The organism is Paenibacillus sp. FSL M7-0656 (genome assembly GCF_038003225.1).
GTDB lineage: Bacteria > Bacillota > Bacilli > Paenibacillales > Paenibacillaceae > Paenibacillus > Paenibacillus amylolyticus.
Genome location: NZ_JBBOOT010000001.1, coordinates 4,235,577 through 4,256,086 on the forward strand (window position 1 = coordinate 4,235,577; position 20,510 = coordinate 4,256,086).

The following is a 20,510-nucleotide window of genomic DNA, read 5'->3' on the forward strand; positions in this document are numbered from 1 at the left end:
GGTTCATGAAAAAGGGATTATTTTCACGGGGACTATTTTTCACGATGATGTTGGTCTTTGTATTGGTGCTCGCAGCGTGCTCTGAGAAAGAAGCAGCTACTCCAGCTCCAGCTTCCAACACAGAAGAGGGAAAAACGGAGGAAAAACCTGCTAATGAAGAGGGCGTTTACTCCATTGAAGACTTCAACAATGTCAAAACGAATGAAGGTACTGCGATCGAGGGTGGATCGATTACATTCGGACTTGTATCGGATACTGCTTTTGAAGGTACACTGAACTATAACTTCTATTCCGGTAACCCGGATGTTCAGGTACTGCAATGGTTCGATGAGCCATTACTTACATGGGACAAAGACTATGTGTACACCAATGATGGTGCAGCAACATATGAGACATCTGAAGATGGCAAAACGTTCACACTGACCATTCGTGACAACGTAAACTGGCATGATGGCAAGCCGGTAACGGCTGAAGATCTGCAATTTGCTTATGAAGTTATTGGTAACAAAGCGTATGATGGTCCACGTTATGACTCCAACTTTACTAGCATAGTAGGTATGGAAGAATTCCATGCTGGAAAAGCAAAAACAATCTCTGGTATTAAAGTGCTGAGCGACAAACAAATCAGCATTACGTATAAAGAATCCACTCCGTCCCTGCTGACAGGTGGCGTATGGACGTATCCACTGGCTAAACATATCTTCGGCGATATGGATGTAGCAAAAATGTCTTCTTCCAAAGAAGTACGTGAAAAACCAATTGGTTTTGGTCCATTTAAAGTGGATGTAATCACTCCGGGTGAGTCTGTAACTTATGTTAAGAACGAAGACTACTGGCGTGGGGCTCCGAAACTGGACAAAGTGACTCTGAAAGTTATCAACCCGACAACGGTTGTTCAAGAACTGAAATCTGGCGGGGTAGACCTCGTGGATGCATTCCCGACAGATCAATACAAAGATAATGCTAACCTGTCCAACGTAGAATTCCTGGGCGCAATCGATCGTGCTTATACGTACATCGGTTTCAAACTGGGTACGTGGGATGAAGAGAACGGAAAAGTTGTAAGCAATGCCGAAGCAAAAATGGGCGACAAAAACTTGCGTAAAGCAATGTGGATGGCTGTAGATAACGATCAAGTAGGTAAACGTTTCTATAATGGCCTGCGTTGGAATGCAACAACCTTGATTCCACCATCTCACCCAGAATTCCATGATTCCAACAATCCGGGTGTAGCATATGATCCAGAAGCAGCGAAAGCATTGCTCGACGAAGCTGGTTACAAACTGGATGGTGAATTCCGTACGAATCCGGATGGAACACCACTCGAAATCAACTTTGTATCCATGACTGGTGGCGACACAGCTGAACCATTGGCTCGTTATTATGTTCAATCATGGGCAGCTATTGGTTTGAAAGTAAACCTGGAAATGGTTGAGTTCAACAGCTTCTATGACCGTGTAGGTAACACAGGTAAAGATGATCCGAAAATTGATGTGTATCAAGCAGCATGGGGCGTTGGTATTGACGTAGATCCATCTGGTCTGTATGGCCGCGATGCACTCTACAACTTCTCCAGATTCTCCAGCGAAGAGAATGACAAATTGCTGGCACAAGGTATCTCTGCTGAAGCATTTGATGTAGACAAGCGTAAAGAGATCTACAATCAATGGCAGCAATACATGGTAGATGAAGTTCCTGTATTCCCTACACTGTATCGTGCAGTTGTAGCACCCGTTAACAAACGTGTAATGAACTATGCGATTGGTGATGGAACAGGCGTTTACCTGAGCGACCTGCAAGTTAATGCAGACAAAGCAGTTGTAGCTCAGTAACACATTCTTAAATTAGCAGCTGTAAGGATTGGGGTCCTTTAAGAAGCCGGTTGCTAGATTATTAATGAAGAATTCTCCTGGGAAAATGAATAAAAAGTGTCTTTAAAAACATGGATTCTGTACACTCTGGCATGGGTGTATGGGGTTCATGTTTTTTTTGTAACCAAAAAATAAAAAAAATTTAACTTTTTTTCAAAAAAGTGCAGACAAAATGCCTCTTTACTTCGTCTATATAGGTAAGAGGTGATCATCTTATGAAAAAATGGTGGAAACGGGCAGGTATGCTGCTAGCTCTCTTGCTTATTATATATTTGGGTGTGAAACCGGACATGCTGGTAGGCAAACCGGGAATTAAAGCTGAATCTGCGGTACTAATGGATATGAACTCTGAACAGATCTTAATGGATTTTAACGGCTCCGAAGAGATTGCTCCGGCAGGCGTCAGTAAGTTGATGACAGAACTGTTAGTAATGGAGGCCGTGATCAATGGTGATATAGGCTGGAATGATCTTGTTAATGTGAGTCTGTATGCCAGCTCCGTGGGGGGCAGTCAACTGACCCTGAAACAAGGAGAGCAATTCACCGTTCAGGAGTTGTTCGAGATCATAGCTGTCTATTCAGCCAATGATGCAGCGGTTGCTCTGGCTGAACATATCAGTGGTACAGAGCAGAAGTTTGTGCAACAGATGAATCAGAAAGCAACTCAGATTGGGCTGTCTGAGGATACACAATTCACGAATTCAACGGGCCTCAGTGAAAAGCTGCTTGGTCCTAACCGTCCGATGGATATACAAGGGCAGACCTTAATGACGGCTATAGATGCATGCAAGCTTGCGCGATATCTGCTGAATAACCATCCCGAGATTTTAAGAATCTCCAGTCAAATGCAAGTATCAATGCACCAAAAAGGGATGTACATGAGTAACACGAACTGGATGTTGTCCTCTATTGGTGGACCGTATGCTTATGATGGGAATGACGGATTAAAGACCGGGTATGATGAAGATTCCGGATATCATTTTGTGGGGACAGCTGAACGTGATGGCAAAAGACTGATATCAGTTGTATTTGGAACAGATACTCGTGAAGGGCGTTTTGTGGAGACTCGGAAGTTATTCAACTATGGGTTTTCGGGCTCAAAATGAAAGGGTGAACAAGGACATCGTATAGGAGACTCTTCTCGCTGTTATATAGTGGTTAATCATGGTAAAATAACTTACGTATAATTCCATATTATTCTGTAATTCACTTTAAAGGGGGAAATCGTTTGAACGCGATTAGCAAAAAGGTATACGCTCTCACGCTTACCATGGCCATGTCCATTGCATTGATTCAACCAGCTGTACAGGCGGCAGAAGCCGTAAAACCTACAGCGGCAGTCTCGGAGGCTATTGCCTCCAAGGCGACACAAACACTACAGCAACTGGGATACATAGATGAAATCACAGAGTTAACAACTCCGATCACTCGTGCCGAAGCAGCGATCATTCTGCAACGTGTACTTAAAATGGATGCGCCTGCATCACTTACAGGTTTCGCAGATGTTTTGCCGGAAAATGAAGCTGCGCCTGCCATCTACGCTCTGAAGCAAGGCGGGCTCATTCAAGGGAAGGCAAAGGGCTTTGCCCCGGATGTGCCACTTACACGTGCACAAATGGCATCGTTGTTTACGCGTGCATTTGAACTGAAGGACAACGGAATTCAGGTAGTATACAGCGATGCCGATCAGATTCCAGTTGTGCATGCGAATGACGCTGCACGGGTTAAGCAACATTTTATTATCGAAGGTAGTGCATTTAATGCCAAACAATCGGTGACTCATGGCGAATTCGCAGATGCGCTGTATTTTGCGCTCGGACTCGATGTAAAGTCAGAGGGGCTTACACCTCTGGAAGACTTCTTCAAACAGCCTGCTCAGGCAGGGTTCCAGATGTCACCTGACGGTAAACATCTCGCTTACCTGGAGCCATGGAACAACCGTATGAATATCGTAGTTACCGCAAACGGCGAGGATAAGCCTGTACGCATTACGAGCGAAACAGAACGTAATATCGCAGCATTTGCATGGGCGACCAATGACAAGCTGCTCTATGTGCAAGATAAAGCAGGCGATGAGAACTATCATTTATATATTACGGATATTGATGGTAAAAATAGCAAGGATCTGACACCGTATCCTAACACAAGAGCCATCCTGGTAGATCCGCTTGAGAATATCCCGGATGAGATTCTGGTAGGCATGAACAAGCGTGATCCACGCATCTTCGATGTATACCGTATTAACATCAAGACAGGAGAGTCTGTGCTTGCGGCAGAGAATCCAGGCAATATTACGGGCTGGCTGACGGATCACGAAGGCAAAATTCGTGTGGCCGTATCCAGTGATGGTAATGTGTCATCGTTACTGTATCGGGAATCAGAGGATCAGCCGTTCGAGCCGCTACTGACAACGAAGCTGGGAGAGACTTTTGCTCCAGTCATGTTCACGTATGACAATAAAAACATCTATGCCGTATCTAATTTGGAGCGGGACAAAACAGCAATTGTAGAGTACAGTCCAAGCAGCAAGAAGGTAACCAAAACTATTTATGAAAATAAAGATGTGGATGTAAGCAGCTTCATCCCTTCCAAAGAAAAAGGAACTATTCTTGCTGCTGTGTATGAGACAGATAAAGTGAACTATGAATTCTTTGATCAAGAGTTCAAAACGTTAATGCAGGATATCAAAGCGAAAGTGCCGGGTAAGGAAGTTAGTCTCAGCAGCATAAGCGAGGAAGGCCAGGTACTGTTTGTAGCCTATAACGACAAAACGATGGGCACGTATTATTTCTACGATTCCAAAACAGGCAAACTCGATAAATTAGCTGATGCCGCACCTTGGATTGATGAGAGCCAAATGTCGGACATGAAGCCCATTACGTATAAGTCACGTGACGGGCTAACCCTTCATGGTTATCTGACACTGCCTCAAGGATCGGAGGCTTCCGACTTGCCACTGGTGGTTGTTCCACATGGTGGTCCTTGGGCACGCGATTCATGGGGCTTCAATCCTGAAATTCAATTCCTGGCAAGCCGTGGCTATGCCGTTCTACAGGTGAACTTCCGTGGCTCTACGGGGTACGGTAAGGAATTCCTGGATGCAGGTAATAAAGAGTGGGGTAAAGCCATGCAGAACGACCTCACAGACGGCGTGAATTGGCTAGTTGCAGAGGGAACGGTTGATGCGAAGCGCGTAGCGATCTATGGTGGATCTTACGGCGGATATGCGGCTCTGGCAGGATTGGCATTCACACCGGACGTCTATGCTGCAGGCATTAGCTATGTCGGACCTTCCAACATCTTCACCCTTCTTGATTCACTGCCACCTTACTGGGAATCGGAGCGCAGCATGTTCTATGAACGTGTAGGAGATCCCGAGCAGGACAAGGAACTGTTAACAGCCATTTCACCACTCTTCCACATCGATCAGATGAAGGCTCCATTATTCGTGGTTCAGGGCGCTAATGATCCACGTGTCAAACAAGCCGAGTCAGACCAGATCGTTGAAGCATTACGCAAGCGTGGAGTTGATGTACCGTATATGTTAAAGAATAATGAAGGTCATGGCTTCGCAAACGTGGAGAATCAGCTTGATCTGTACCGTGCGATTGAGAAATTTCTGAATCGTCACCTGATGCAGCAATAGTACGTTAGACATTGAAGACTGGCCCGCAGGTTCGACCGAATCTGTGGGCAACTTTATTTTATCGAATCAGAGGTAAATTGATCCATATAGCCATATTATTAAATTGACATATGGTTTTCTTTTGTTTTAAAATGACCAGTGAGTCATTATTATTCAACTCGGTTTAATATATATGTACCAAACCAACTGTACGATACTGAATTTACGATCTGATCGGGAGGTAACTTGTGATGCAAAAACAAATGAAATGGCCGCTAGTCCTGTTTGCCATAGGGGTATTTATGGCTGCGCTGGATAACGGGATCATCACCTCTTCACTGACCACCTTAAATGCATCATTTGGTGTGTCGCCAACATGGGGAGCATGGACGATTACGCTTTACACGCTTGGGCTTGCGGTGAGTGTACCTATTGCGGGCAAACTGTCGGACCGTTATGGTCGCAAGAAACTATTTTTGATTGAAGTGGCGTTGTTTGGGATCGGGTCCCTGCTTGTCGCGTTGAGCACATCGTTTACCTTTTTCCTGATTGCTCGTGTCATTCAAGCTTTGGGCGGTGGTGGGATTTTTATCATTGCCAGCTCATACGTATTAAGCAAGTTCCCGGCGGAGCGACAAGGTACAGCCTTGGGTCTGCTTGGAGGGATGAATGGTGTTGCCGCTATCTTGGGACCCAATGTCGGTGCTTTTATACTGGATCTGACTGGCAACTGGCATTGGTTATTCCTGATTAACGTGCCTATCGCCATTCTGCTATTCATAGCAGGTATTCGATTTATTCAGGAAGAGCAGGAACTGAATCGTGCAGCAGTGGACTGGAGCGGCATTGCTGTCCTAACGTTGGGTGTACTCAGTTTAATGTATAGCTTCAGCAATCTGGACGGTGTGAACATGCTTCAAAGCCTGGGATCACCGATGTTCTACGGTTTCTTCTTGGCAGGTGTAATCATTCTGGTGCTCTTTTACTTCATGGAAAAAAGGCTGGAAGGATCTGAACGTGAACCTGTTGTATCGACACAGCTTCTGGGCATTGCGTCCTTTCGCTGGACGCTGTTGATTGCCTTTTTCTCCGGAGCCATTCTGGCCTCGGTGATCTTTATTCCCGGATTTGTTGAGCAATATCTCGGCGTATCCAATACGGCTTCCGGGTACTGGTTTACTCCGCTTGCGCTGGCATCTGGCATCGGGGCAGGTGGAGGTGGATACCTCGTTGACCGCAAAGGGCCAATCTGGACGTTATCGGTTGCGGGGCTGCTATCTGCCATTGGATTCCTGCTATTCCCGCTATGGGTGGAGCATATCTGGCAATTTGTCATCGCGAGTACACTCGTAGGTATCGGTTTCGGCATGATGCTTGGTGCGCCAGTTAACGTACTTGTCACGGAACAGGCGGGGGAGAACAACAAAGGCATCGCGGTAGCGACCAGTTCGTTATTCCGCCAGATGGCGATGGCTATTGCACCTACGATTTTCGCTGGATTCCTGGCACGTTCTTTCATTAATCTGGGGTCCAACATTCAGGCAGGATTCGCTGACAAAGGAATTCAGGTGCCTCCGGAGATGCTGGAGCAATATGCATCGGGTGGAGCAGCAGGGAGTGATGTCTCCAGTCTGACAGAGGGCCTGTCCCAGATTCCTGATGAAGGCATCCGTGATGTGTTGCTCCAGGCAGTGCATCAAACGACAGGGCAGGGTTATAATGGCCTTTTCTGGTCTGCGGTGGTATTCAGTGTACTTACGCTGGTAGCTGCGCTTATAACGGGACGTCTGCGTCAAAAAGAGAAGAGTCAACATGTGGAAAGTATATCCACAAACTGATTCGATAACGTTAGAAATGAAGAGAACAGTGTACCTTTTGTAGCTAAAAAGGAGTCGCTGTTCTTTTCAATTTAACCGGATTGTAACTTTTCTTGCTCTCGCAATGATTACAATAGAACGAGCGTAAGCGGTGTCTTGATTCAAGAGAGAGAAAACTTCAGTGAACACCGAGTCACAAGACATCTCAGACGTTTAATTGGTATTATGGATTATCATTTCGATAGTGAAGAAGGAATCGATGGATGAAAAGCAGAACTAAGGATAAGAAGAAGAAAAGAAGAAAAGGCCTATATATAACGCTCGTTTCACTTGTTGTTTTGTTAATCGGAGGGTATTTGTTCCGTCAGCAACTGGCTGTAGCGGCATTTGATCTGTTTCTCGCCGGTTCAGTAGAAGATCAGTTATCCCGCTCTTATGTACCGCAGGAAGGCAACAACACGCCTGATCCGACGGTATACCGTAAGGAACCTTTCTCCGTATTACTGCTCGGTTCGGATAAACGCGCCTATGAGAAAACGCGTGGACGTTCCGATACCGTCATCTATGCTGTAGTACGTCCGAAGGAATCCCGTGTGCTGTTGGTATCCATTCCACGTGATACGTATGTGCAGATTGTAGGACGGGATGCCAACAAGGACGGCGAAGATGATTATGATAAGCTGGCGCATGCCTATGCTTTTGGTGGGGAGAATATGTCCATCAATACCGTGGAGAAATTTCTTGATGCTGATGTGGGTTATTATGCAACGATCAACTTCGACGGAATCAAAAAAGTGGTTGATGCGCTTGGTGGTGTAAAACTGCCAATTGATGAGGACATTGTGAACAAGAATCCGGATCATGTGCAATTCACGATTGAAGGCGGTAAGCCGATCTATGACGGGCAGGAAGCACTGTATTATGTAAGATACCGTGAGGATAGCGATTTTAATCGTACCAAGCGGCAGCAGATTTTCCTGAACGCGATGGCGAATGAGATGCTGAATTTGAATCAAATCGCCAAAATTCCAGAATTGATTCAGATCATGGGAGACAGCTTCCAGACGGATATGCGAGCTTCTTTCATTATTGATCTGGCTAAACAAGTGCTTACTCAGGAGAAACCACAGATTTCGAGCTTCACCATCCTGGGTGAGGGGATGAAAAAAGACGGTATCTATTATGGTCAGGCTGACGAGAAAGATGTCCAATATGCCAAAGAGCTGATTAACAACTGGATGGATCAATCGACCCCAGCCGGTGAAGTAATGATCCCTGACCGGCAAAAGATTGAATAACCAATTCCATACCAATGATGTGTTGTAGACCACAATCAGCAGTACGTTTATTCGCGGGCTGCTGTTTTTTTTCTTTGTATTGAGAACTATTATCCTTTTGGAACATCCTGCGTTCTGATCCGTATAATATAAGTTGAGTGAGATAAGTTGAACGAAGAAATTCACAAGGAGGATACTCAAGGGTATGAACATCGCATTTTTTTTGCTACCCAAACAAGAGGTTACGTGCGTGACGTCGGATTCTACGCTGCGGCAAACGTTGGAACGGATGGAATATCATCGTTTTACGGCGGTACCCATTTTGAATAAAGAGGGCAAATATATTGGTACGGTTACCGAAGGCGACTTACTGTGGTATATGAAGAATGCCGAGGGAAAGATTTCATTTGAAAACGCTTCAAAGTTCTTGCTCAAGGATGTTCCCCTTCGCTTGGATATTAAACCTGTATCCATTAACGCCAACATGGAGGACCTGATTAATCTGGCTAAAGTTCAGAACTTTGTTCCTGTGGTCGATGATATGGATCGGTTCATTGGTATTGTCAGACGGAGTCAGATTATTGAGTACTGCGAGGGCATTGTAGCCAAAGAATCGATCAAGGCTAAGTAAGGCTGTTACGAATTTAAACATTATTGTTTCATTAGGGATAATCACAGCCGTCCGGTATCATGTTAAACTTAAGAAGTCCTGAATCAGGGGCGCATTCGAAGTTTTTTACAAATATATAGTCGATAGGATGTACGGAGGACTCCGCATAAGTACCTGACATCAGTTTCGGAGAACTTCTCCGTTTTTTGGGGTAATTTTGCGGGCCCTCTTTTTATGCTATAATCGAGAATAAAGCTTTTTCGGGGGAGAGTGACTTTCGCCAATATGCCTAAAGAACTGGATGTAGCCAAACGCGCTAAAGTGATTGAATGGCTGAAAACCGAAGTGCTTGATCAGGTATCCCGATTATTCAAGGCGTTATGGGAAGGCAGTACAACTCGAATCGGGGACAGTCTTGCCAGTTTGATTATGAGTAGTTACATATTGGGCCGCAGGCTCGGTATTCCTTTCAAGGATCTGGATGCACTGCTAGTTGAGAAGTTGAAAAAGCATAAACAGGAAGGTCACCAGCTTGAAGACTGGTACCAGGATATTTCCGCGCTAGAAGATCATATGCGTAAGAGGTGAATTTGTTGAAATTTAGCTTTAAATCAGCTGTTTGGAGCGCAGTTTATCTGCTCTTGCTACTTTCGCTGTTAACTCCTTTATCGGTACTTGCCATATTTTTTATGATGATTCCGGGAGTTATTTTGTATGCTTCATTATCTTTAAAATCATTTATATGGCATCTCGTGCCCGTAGCTGTTATTTTGGTCGTATTCCACCCCATCTATCTGTTACTATTGCTCATCTTCACCCTGCCTGCGATCGTTATGGGTCACGCGTATAAAACACGTAAATCAGCCCTGTTCGCCCTGATGGCGGGAAGTGGCATGATGTTGGCAGAATACTTGTTGTTGCTCTTGGTCGGCAGTGTCATTTTCCAATTCGACCTGTCCAGTTATATTGAAGATGTGGTCAAATTGACCATTGAACCGTTAACCAATACATCGAATCAGATGATCAACGGTTTTGCATGGACACCTGAGATGACCGAGGATGTTGCCAAACAAACACAGCTTATGATTCCGTTTGCTCTCGTTGTCACATCGATGGTAATGGCCTTTATTACACACGCCATAGCTCGTCCAATTCTGAACGTGATGGGTGTGGTGGTATCGAAGCTTCCACCAGCGAGAGAATGGCGTATGCCGCGTGCATTGATCTGGTATTATTTCCTTGCTCTCTTGATCGAAGTGATCTCCAGACAAAGTGATGGAACATACTGGACCATGATTGCCATGAATCTGTCCCCGTTAATTAATCTGGGCTTCATGATTCAAGCGATCGGTTTCTTCTTCTTTCTCTCACATACAAAGAAATGGAATCCGGTTATACCATATTTCCTGGCGGCTGCTGTCTTCTTCATTGGTCCGCTTCGGATTATCGGAATTATCGATCTGGCGTTCCCGCTTCGTGAGGCAATATCGAAATCAAAACGATAGGGTGATGAGTCATGCCTAAATTTCTGAAGAAACGCTGGCACGGCTACTATACCGTATGGGCGTTCATACTGCTGCTGTTGCTCGTTATGTTCGTTACCATTTATAACTGGACGCTTGGTTTGATTAGTCTGATACTGGCTTCGGCGCTGGGAATCGTCATGATTAAGGCGGAGCTCGCGTTCCGCCGTGAGCTTAACGACTACATTAATGGCCTATCTATTCGGATCAAACGGATGGAGGGGGAAGCGGTCAGCATGCTTCCATTCGGAATTGTGCTGTACAGCGAAGATCGTACGGTAGAGTGGCATAACCGCTTTGTCGCGGAGATGTTCCAGGAGAAGACAATGGTGGGTAATCCGCTACTTAATATGTTTCCCAAACTTCCTCAGCCTAAAGAGAAGAAGGATGGGACGAAGGAACATTCATCCAAGGAGTTGCATGACGAATTCCAGTTGGATGATCGGCATTATGGAGTTATTCATAACCCGCAGGAGCGGTATGTATATGTATACGAGATTACGGAGCTAGCCATTCTTCGTGATAAATATGAAAATGAACGCCTTGCATTGGGAATTCTCGTTCTGGATAATCTGGACGAGGCTGCCCAAGGCATGGACGATCAACAGCGTACAGCGCTGATTGCCCGTGTGACTAGCGAGATTACGTCATGGGCCAAGCGGTACGAAGTGTACCTGCGCCGTCTGTCTTCTGATCGTTATCTGTTGATGCTGAATCATAAGTCTTTGCAGGAACTGGAGCAGAGCCGATTTGTCATTTTGGATGAAGTTCGGGAGATGACTGCTGACCTCAAAGTGCCAATGACACTCAGTGTTGGACTGGCGTTTGGATCGGATAGCATCAGTGAGATGGGAGAACTGGCACAGTCCAGTCTGGACATGGCACTTGGACGTGGTGGTGATCAGGCTGCCGTGAAGTCCGGACAACGCCTGTCTTTCTATGGCGGCAAGTCTAACGCAGTGGAGAAACGGACACGGGTAAGAGCCCGCGTTATTGCGCACGCGCTGCGTGATCTGATGCAGGAGAGCGACCGGGTGCTCATCATGGGGCACAAAATTCCGGATATGGACGCGATCGGCGCATCCATCGGAGTGTGGAAAGCGGCCAGTCTGTACAATGTGGAAGCACGAATTGTTCTGGATGGAATTAATCCATCGATTGAACGCATGATGGAGCAAGTGAACAAGGACGAGAAGTTGTCCAAAGCATTTGTATCACCGGAACAGGCAACCCAGATGATGACCGAGCACACGTTACTGGTGGTGGTGGATACTCATAAGGCCTCCATGACCATGGAGCCGAAACTGGTACAGTCTGCTACCCGTGTCGTCGTTGTGGATCACCATCGCCGGGGTGAAGAGTTCATCAATGACGCAGTGTTGATCTATCTGGAACCTTATGCGTCCTCTGCTGCCGAATTGGTAACCGAACTCTTGCAATACATTCATGATAAGGTACAATTCACTCCGCTAGAAGCTACGGCTCTACTTGCCGGGATTACGGTGGATACGAAGCATTTTGCACTGCACACGGGGTCCAGAACGTTCGAAGCGGCAGGTTTCCTGCGCCGTAGCGGTGCGGACACCATTATGATCCAGCGGTTGATGAAAGAGGATCTGTCAGAATATATTGCTAAGGCAGAAATCATAAAGCATGCTAAAATGGTATATGGAAACATTGCGCTGGCGGTCACCGACCCTGGCAGCAAGATTTCACAGATGATGATCGCCCAGGTGGCGGACACATTGCTGAATATGACTGACGTGGTCGCTTCATTTGTGATTAGTGAGCGTCCGGATGGACTGATTGGCATCAGCGCGAGATCGCTGGGGCGCATGAATGTTCAGGTTGTCATGGAACGACTGGGCGGTGGCGGACATTTGACGAATGCTGCCGTGCAGCTTGAAGGAACGCTTGGAGAGGCGGAAAAACGGCTGACGAACGTACTGGCTGAAATCGAAAAGGAAGAGGGGCTGTTCGAATGAAAGTCATTTTTATAAAAGATATGAAGGGTCAAGGCAAGAAAGGGCAAGTGAAAGAAGTATCTGAGGGTTACGCACAGAACTTCTTATTGCCACGGGGAATCGCACGTCTGGCAACGGACGGCAACATGAAGACACTGGACAACCAGAAGGCGGCTGAGGAAAGACTCAAACAGGAAGAGAAAGCGGAAGCGGAAGCACTTGCGAAGAAGCTAGAAGCAGAAGTGACTGAACTGAAAGCCAAGTCCGGCGAAGGCGGTCGTCTGTTTGGCGCCATTACTAGCAAACAGATCGCAGAAGCTTTGTCTAAAAAGGGTCTGAAAGTAGACAAACGTAAAATTGAGCTGGACGAGCCTATTCGTACACTCGGCGTAACACAAGTAACTGTCAAGGTTCACCCTGAAGTGAAGGCAACCTTGAAGGTACAGGTAACGGAAGAGTAAGATGGGCGGAGAAATGTTATTCGACCGGATTCCCCCGCAGAACCTGGAAGCCGAACAGGCCGTGCTGGGTGCAATCCTGTTGCAGGGCGAGGCCCTGATTACAGCGATGGAACGGGTGCAAACCGAGGATTTCTATGATAAACCCCATCAATTAATCTTTGAAGCGATGATCCAGCTTGGTGAGGGAAATCAACCAATTGACCTCGTGACACTGACTTCGCTTCTGAAGGATAAAGGTGAGTTGGAGGACATCGGGGGCGTTAGTTATCTGGCTAAGCTAGCCCATGGTGTACCTACAGCCGCGAACGTAGACTATTACGCTCAGATTATCGAAGAGAAATCGATGCTGCGTCGCCTGATTCGTACGGCAACACAGATCGTGAGCGAAGGATATACAGGCGGAGAAGATGTTGCAGCGATGCTCGGAGAAGCTGAACGTCGCATTCTGGAGATCTCCAACCGTCGCTCCAGTAGTGGTTTTATAGCCATACAGGACGTACTGATGGAAGTATTCGATCGTGTGGAAACACTTCATCAGAATAAGGGTACAACAACAGGTATTCCGTCCGGGTTTATCGATCTGGACAAGATGACTGCCGGATTCCAGCGCAGTGACTTGATCATTGTAGCGGCCCGTCCTTCCGTAGGTAAGACGGCCTTCGCCCTGAATATCGCTCAGAACGTAGCCATTCGGGCCCAGGAGACGGTAGCCATCTTCAGTCTGGAGATGTCAGCTGCCCAGCTGGTGCAACGTATGATCTGTGCGGAAGCCAACCTGGATGCCAGCGTAATGCGTATGGGTGACTTCAAGGGTGATGAAGACTGGCAGAAGCTGACGATGGGTATTGCAGCTTTGTCAGAAGCCAACATCTTCATAGATGATACGCCAGGGATTACCGTAGCGGATATTCGTGCCAAATGCCGTCGCCTGAAGAAAGAGAAAGGCCTCGGTATGATCCTAATTGACTATCTTCAACTGATTAGTGGTCGTGGTAAAGCAGGGGAGAACCGTCAACAAGAGGTATCCGAGATTTCACGTACACTGAAACAGATTGGCCGGGAACTGGAAGTTCCGGTTATTGCCTTGTCCCAGCTGAGCCGGGGTGTAGAGCAACGTCAGGACAAACGTCCGATGATGAGTGACTTGCGGGAATCGGGTTCGATCGAGCAAGATGCCGACATCGTAGCGTTCCTGTACCGGGATGACTACTATAACCAGGAGACCGAGAAGAAAAATATTATCGAGATCATTATCGCTAAACAGCGTAACGGACCGGTAGGTACGGTGGAACTGGTCTTCCTGAAAAACTTTAATAAATTCGTCAATTACGAGAGGGCGCACAATGACGCCTTCGCGATGTAACGGGCAGGTGCTGACGACTTCGATCAAGAAGCGAGAATCGTCTGTCCCGAAGATCAACCATTAGAGCAACTGAACGCAAACATGTGTTATAAATACCAGATATAGATTCACATTGAAATGGGTATCCTTGAACCGGTGATAGCAGTCAAGTAAGCTTGGACTGAAGTCTCCGGTTTTTTGTGTTGAAATAATGGGTAAATCCCGAACATTACGGTTGTACTATATCTAATTGTTCGCCATTTGATTTGACTTTGAAAAAGGGTACTGGTACACTAATACTGCTGCGTTAAAGCAGCGCAAACCTTCCCTTGAATGTAACGGAAGGACATTTTTACTGTCCGTTAGCACGCTTCTCAGTCGGTTTATTGCGTAACACGCCTGCCGGGATAGAGGACGGACAGACCAATACAAAGGTGCGCAAGGCACCCACGGAGGAATGTTAACTATGTCAACGGTAGTTGTAGTGGGAACGCAATGGGGAGACGAAGGAAAAGGTAAAATCACGGATTATTTGGCGGAGAGCGCTGATGTGGTGGCTCGTTATCAAGGTGGTAACAATGCGGGTCATACAATTCTGATTGATAACAAAAAATATAAACTGACGATGATTCCATCAGGGATTTTCTACACGGATAAAGCGTGTGTTATTGGTAACGGAATGGTTATCAACCCGAAGGCACTCATCGAAGAAATTAACTATATTCATGACAATGATTTTACAACGAAGAACCTGTCCATCAGTGAGCGCGCACATATCATCCTGCCATATCACATGGTACTGGATGCACTCGAAGAAGAGAGCAAAGGCCCGAACAAAATCGGTACGACTGGCAAAGGAATTGGCCCATGTTACATGGACAAATCAGCTCGTATTGGTATTCGGATGGTTGACCTGCTGGATGCTGAAGATTTCGAACTGAAACTGCGTCATCTGGTCAAAGAAAAGAACCGTGTCATCGAGCAAGTCTACGGCGGCCAGCCTGTTGATGTGGAAGAGATTCTGCAAGATTACCTGGGATATGCTGAAATTCTGCGTCCTTACGTACGTGATACATCCGTTGTTCTGAACGAATATATTGATGAGGACAAAAAAGTATTGTTTGAAGGCGCACAAGGCGTTATGTTGGACCTTGATCAAGGAACTTATCCTTTTGTTACATCATCCAATCCGTCCGCAGGTGGCGTATGTATCGGTTCTGGCGTAGGCCCGGCTCGTATTCAGCAAGTCATTGGGGTAGCGAAAGCTTACACAACCCGTGTAGGAGATGGCCCATTCCCTACGGAATTGCATGATGCAATCGGTGACCAAATCCGTGAGACTGGACATGAGTACGGTACGGTAACTGGACGTCCACGTCGTGTAGGTTGGTTCGATAGTGTTGTTGTTCGCCACGCGCGTCGTGTCAGTGGAATTACAGGTCTGTCCCTGAACTCTCTGGACGTAATGACAGGTCTGGAAACCGTAAAAATCTGCACAGGATACAAATTCCGCGGCGAGGTCATCACACACTATCCGGCAAGCCTCAAAATGCTGGCAGAATGTGAAGCGGTATACGAAGAGATGCCAGGCTGGAGCGAAGATATCACTGGAGCGAAGAAACTTGAAGACCTGCCAGTGAACACACAGAATTATGTAAAACGTGTTTCCGAACTGACAGGTATTCCAATTGCCATCTTCTCTGTTGGTCGTAACCGTGAGCAAACAAATCAAGTTCTTCCAATCTACGAGTAATCGAAGAAATAGAGAGATTGTTTCTTGAATTATAAAATAGAATCCGTTGCCGACTTAGGCATGTTAAGCCTCCAGTTGTTGCTTTTATAGCGATGACTGGAGGTTTTTTGTATGTTTATCGGATATAATCCCAAGATTTCCGTCAATACTGGTTAACAGTAGAGTCACAGACCCCAGCATGCGCATGCTAGACGGGTGGGATAATCGGAGGGAGAGAACGGAATGAAGTTGCTTGTGTGGTTTGTTAAAATCGTGCTAACCGTGTTGCTGGTCAGTTCACTGACACTGCTCACGACCGGATTAATTGTACAGTCATATGCGAAGTCGCTACTCGCGAGTTTCAATATTCAGTGGGAAGGTCAACCCATGGGGTTAACCGCCATGTTCCAAGGTGCTTTGGGCGGAAAAACCAGCGAGGGGAACAAACCAGGAAATGGGACAACAGATCAGCCGACAGGAGCGGACGAAGAGCAGGTTCCGGAAGATGCTGTTTCAGTTATGGGGAATGGAACGGAGAGCGGTCAATCTGGCGTAGATGCAGGCAATAATGCGTCCCAAGGGAGCGGCTCAGGCGAGGGCGCAGGTGTAGGCTCAGGTACAGATACGACTGGCGGATCAAATTCAGGCAAAAGTGCAGGCAATGGGACGGATACGGGCACGGGTAATGACTCAGGAACAGATCAGGGTAGTGGTTCGGCTTCAGGCAATGGAACCGGAGCGGCCAGCGGCGGTGCTTCTTCAGGCAATGATGCCATTGTTGTATCACCGGATGACATTACAGGAGCGAAGGACAAGCTGCCAGCAGAGGAGAAAGAAAAAATCTTCAGCCTGCTCATGAATAAGCTTCCACAGAAAGAAATGCAACAGATCTCAGGTGCCATGGAAGGTGGCCTAACGGAACAGGAATTACGTGAGATTGAACAGGTGATCTCGAAGTACCTGACCAGTGAAGAGTACGACAACCTAATGGAAGTACTGCAAACAGAATAGGATGATAGGCAGGCAGGGAAGACAGGCGTGCTCATAGACGTATCGCCTGATTCATAATGTAATGGACTTGTCGAGGATGATTGAATATAATTTATTTAAATAAATTCTGGAAATGCCTGTAGGAGGGAAAAGTGTATGAAATATAAAGGGAAAGAACACGACATATAAAAACGTTCAGGCAACAATGCAGAAACCTCCAGTCCAATTCGTGGACCTCCGTTCATAGGTGCATTCAAGAGATCCGATGGACTTGTATTTACGAATACACTAATTGGAGGTTGTATTGACCATGAACTTATATCATTCTAATTCAGAACCATCAGTAAAAGAGTTTGCCGAGGCGACGAAAGAGCGATACGAGCAAGGGTTGCAAGAGGCGGACCAGCCGTTTAGTGGCTGGGATTTTAGCTATGTAACAGGGAGTGGGCGACTTCAGAGCGGAATGTTGCCCTGGTCCTATGGAACGATGGCGCGCCGATTGTTGAATCAGACGGAACGAATGCTCGACATGGGGACCGGTGGAGGAGAAATGCTGTCCAGACTTCGCCCCCTTCCTCCATACACATGTGCGACTGAAGGTTATCTCCCCAATATACCGATTGCAGAGGAACGTTTGCAGCCGCTCGGTGTGAAGGTGTTTCCGGTGACTGATGATTCGCATCTTCCTTTCGCAGAAGGGGAATTTGATCTGATTCTTAATCGGCATGAGTCGTATAATGAGTGGGAAGTTAGGCGGATTCTATCGGTAGGGGGACTGTTTCTAACTCAACAGGTAGGTTGGTCAGATTGCAGGGAGATCAATGATCGGCTCGGCATTCCTATGCCAGCGGATTACGCTGGTTGGGAACTGGATCGTGCTGTTCTTCAGCTGGAGCAGTGTGGATTCCGTATTCTGGAGCAACGTGAAGCAACCCCTGCACAACGTTTCTATGATATAGGCGCACTGGTATATTATCTAAAGACCATCCCGTGGCAAGTACCTGATTTCAAAGTGGAACATTTCCGTGAGCCGTTAATGGATATTCATATGGAGATGGAGCACAATGGATTCTGGGAAGTACAGCAGAAGCGATTTGTAATTCTTGCAGTCAAAGAATAGAGACATAAAAGTTAGTTTCTATTGTGGCATGAGATGAAATCCAGTTTAAGATAAACCACAATCAGGTTGTTTACGTAATCCCTTATCAGAGTTGATCTGGTGAGGGATTTTATATGTATTTTTATGAAAAATAAAGCATATTTCACTGGGTCTTAGAACCTAGTCTTAATTTGCGAACAAAAGTACATAGTACAGCGGGTGTTGAGGCATAATGGGTGATGGAACAGCCATACTATCTTATGGATAATTCAGGGAAACCAAGCGGGGCGTGGCTTTGCGGTGCGACGTGTAGAGTTGAAATGAGTGTAAAACCTGTGTTAAAGTATACGGGTGTGATAAAAGGTTAAAATTTTGACACTTTTGAGAGCGCAGCTAAAGTCCGATTTTGCGGACAACCAATACAAGTATCAACGAGCATGGGACAGACACGATGGGTGATGTCTTGACAGAAATGCGAACTGAGAAGTGCTGAAAAGGAGAGAATCATGAAAGGTTTCAGAGGCATACGCCAACCGGGCAAAGACCGGGTACACGAACAATCCGGGGAACACCGGACGGCCGAAGACAAAAACAACATGAGCATGTCCACCTTCAGTGTGAATAAGAAACGCGTTCTGGCCTCGCGCAAATGGATCATTACAGCAGCATGTGGTGTATTCATCGCAGCATCGCTTGGGTTCGCAGGCAAACAATATGTTACTGCAAACACCGTACCGTACTATAAAGTAATGGTTAAAGGTAGCCAGATTGGTACCATTGCAGATGAGGCACAATTACAACAACTATTTACAGACAAAACTGAGGAATATCAACATAAATATCCGGATGCAGAGATGGTGCTGAACACAGATGGCATCACAACCGAAACGGTAAGAGCGTACAAACCTGAAGTGAACAGTGACGAGACGCTGGACAAACTGGGTGACATGCTGACAGCCTACGCCAAAGGTGTGGAGCTCAAGGTAGACGGTGAAGTCATTGGTATCGTGAAGGATCAGGCAACAGCTGATGCAATCCTGGAACAAGTGCAGAGCAAATACATATCGGCATCGGCTGTGCGAAGTTCGCTTAAGACGAAGTCGGTATCGGCTAACTCCTCGAAGAAAGAGGAGGGACCAAGCACAACCCTGAAGTCGGTAGGCATCAAGGAAGATGTAGCGACAGATGTGGTGAAGGCTGATCCAAATAAAATATGGGATGTGTCCGAGGCGGTTAAAGCTTTAACCGTTGGTAAAGACGCGCCTGTAACTTATGTGGTTCGTGAAGGAGATACAATCTCTTCGATCGCTGCCAAGTATGAAATTACACAAAGCGAGATTCGTAAGCATAATCCGGGCATCAAGGAAACGTCGCTTCAAATCGGAGACGAACTGACCTTGACCGTTCCGAAACCGGCGGTAACCGTTAAATCAGTTGAGCAGGTTGTTGAACAAATTGAGATCAAACCGCAAGTGGAAGTGCGCAAAAGTGACGAGTTGAAAGCAGGTACAACAAAAGTCGTGCGCCCAGGACAAAGCGGCTTGAAAAGCATGCAGTATCGTATAACCAAAGAAAATGGTGAAGTGGTTCAGGAAGAGTGGCTTGGTCAGGAAGTGATTAAAGCAGCTGTAACTGAAGTAGTCCTTAGCGGAACAAAAGTTGTTGGTGAGGGCACAGGTGAATTTGCTTGGCCGGTATCAAATGCAACGATGAGTAGCAGCTTTGGACAACGTTGGGGTCGCCAGCACAAAGGTGTCGATCTGGTAGGTAACCGCGATGTGAAAGCGTCTGATGAGGGTGTAATTACTTTTGCAGGACAGAAAAGCGGTTATGGTAATGTCATCATTATTAACCACCGTAACGGATACGAAACACTGTATGGACATTTGAACAGCATTGGCGTTAAGGTTGGACAAGTGGTTGAAAAAGGCGAGAGTATCGGCGTTATGGGCAACACGGGTCGTTCGACTGGAACACATCTGCATTTTGAGATTATTAAGAATGGAACGGTAGAAAATCCGTTAACGTATCTGAACTAATATAGAGCTTAAGTAGAGCAAGGTTGGCTATAATGCTGGCCTTGTTTTTTGCTGCTGTAAAAAATTTTCAGATGAAAGACCTTCCAAGCCCCTGATCGGGATGTGACGGTGCTTCAGGTATGTTAAACTAGAGAGTATAAACAACAAACTAGAGAAACAA

The 20,510-nt window shown here is 46.4% G+C and carries 15 protein-coding genes; all 15 read left to right on the forward strand.

From position 1 onward, the window contains the following. The first annotated feature begins 5 nt into the window (after positions 1-5). Positions 6-1,832, forward strand: a complete 1,827-nt coding sequence (locus tag MHI01_RS18850) for an oligopeptide ABC transporter substrate-binding protein (RefSeq protein WP_340983809.1) — start codon at positions 6-8, stop codon at positions 1,830-1,832. 254 nt (positions 1,833-2,086) lie between these two features. Next, positions 2,087-2,977: a D-alanyl-D-alanine carboxypeptidase family protein gene (locus MHI01_RS18855; RefSeq protein WP_100526833.1), complete on the forward strand. Its 891-nt coding sequence runs from the start codon at positions 2,087-2,089 to the stop codon at positions 2,975-2,977. Positions 2,978-3,099: 122 nt separating this feature from the next. Beyond that, positions 3,100-5,517 carry a S9 family peptidase gene (locus MHI01_RS18860; RefSeq protein WP_340983811.1) on the forward strand — a complete coding sequence of 806 codons (2,418 nt, stop codon included), beginning with the start codon at positions 3,100-3,102 and terminating at the stop codon, positions 5,515-5,517. A 230-nt stretch (positions 5,518-5,747) separates the two neighbouring features. Beyond that, positions 5,748-7,334, forward strand: coding sequence for an MFS transporter (locus MHI01_RS18865; RefSeq protein ID WP_101313488.1), 1,587 nt, complete (start codon positions 5,748-5,750; stop codon positions 7,332-7,334). A gap of 242 nt (positions 7,335-7,576) precedes the next feature. Then, the gene (locus MHI01_RS18870; protein WP_036671869.1) at positions 7,577-8,611 is read left to right on the forward strand and encodes an LCP family protein; all 1,035 of its coding nucleotides are present in this window, start codon (positions 7,577-7,579) and stop codon (positions 8,609-8,611) included. 184 nt (positions 8,612-8,795) lie between these two features. Continuing rightward, positions 8,796-9,221, forward strand: a complete 426-nt coding sequence (locus tag MHI01_RS18875) for a CBS domain-containing protein (protein WP_017691444.1) — start codon at positions 8,796-8,798, stop codon at positions 9,219-9,221. 264 nt (positions 9,222-9,485) lie between these two features. Next, positions 9,486-9,788, forward strand: a complete 303-nt coding sequence (locus tag MHI01_RS18880) for a MazG-like family protein (protein ID WP_017691445.1) — start codon at positions 9,486-9,488, stop codon at positions 9,786-9,788. Beyond that, positions 9,785-10,705: a DUF2232 domain-containing protein gene (locus tag MHI01_RS18885; protein ID WP_243391271.1), complete on the forward strand. Its 921-nt coding sequence runs from the start codon at positions 9,785-9,787 to the stop codon at positions 10,703-10,705. The genes MHI01_RS18880 and MHI01_RS18885 overlap by 4 nt, the downstream gene beginning before the upstream one ends. A gap of 11 nt (positions 10,706-10,716) precedes the next feature. Beyond that, positions 10,717-12,708 (forward strand): DHH family phosphoesterase, encoded by a 1,992-nt coding sequence (locus tag MHI01_RS18890; protein ID WP_076216655.1) that lies wholly within the window; start codon positions 10,717-10,719, stop codon positions 12,706-12,708. After that, positions 12,705-13,148 carry a 50S ribosomal protein L9 gene (gene rplI, locus MHI01_RS18895; protein ID WP_036611925.1) on the forward strand — a complete coding sequence of 148 codons (444 nt, stop codon included), beginning with the start codon at positions 12,705-12,707 and terminating at the stop codon, positions 13,146-13,148. Before MHI01_RS18890 ends, rplI begins: the two co-directional genes overlap by 4 nt. Position 13,149: 1 nt before the next feature. Next, positions 13,150-14,511 (forward strand): replicative DNA helicase, encoded by a 1,362-nt coding sequence (gene dnaB / locus MHI01_RS18900; protein ID WP_036611922.1) that lies wholly within the window; start codon positions 13,150-13,152, stop codon positions 14,509-14,511. A gap of 445 nt (positions 14,512-14,956) precedes the next feature. After that, entirely contained in the window at positions 14,957-16,243 is a 1,287-nt protein-coding gene (locus MHI01_RS18905) for an adenylosuccinate synthase (RefSeq protein WP_036671866.1), read from the forward strand. Positions 16,244-16,465: 222 nt separating this feature from the next. Next, entirely contained in the window at positions 16,466-17,233 is a 768-nt protein-coding gene (locus MHI01_RS18910; protein WP_340983812.1) for a hypothetical protein, read from the forward strand. A gap of 289 nt (positions 17,234-17,522) precedes the next feature. After that, positions 17,523-18,332, forward strand: coding sequence for a methyltransferase domain-containing protein (locus tag MHI01_RS18915; RefSeq protein WP_340983813.1), 810 nt, complete (start codon positions 17,523-17,525; stop codon positions 18,330-18,332). 485 nt (positions 18,333-18,817) lie between these two features. After that, the gene (locus MHI01_RS18920) at positions 18,818-20,350 is read left to right on the forward strand and encodes a peptidoglycan DD-metalloendopeptidase family protein (RefSeq protein ID WP_340983814.1); all 1,533 of its coding nucleotides are present in this window, start codon (positions 18,818-18,820) and stop codon (positions 20,348-20,350) included. Positions 20,351-20,510: the final 160 nt, after the last annotated feature.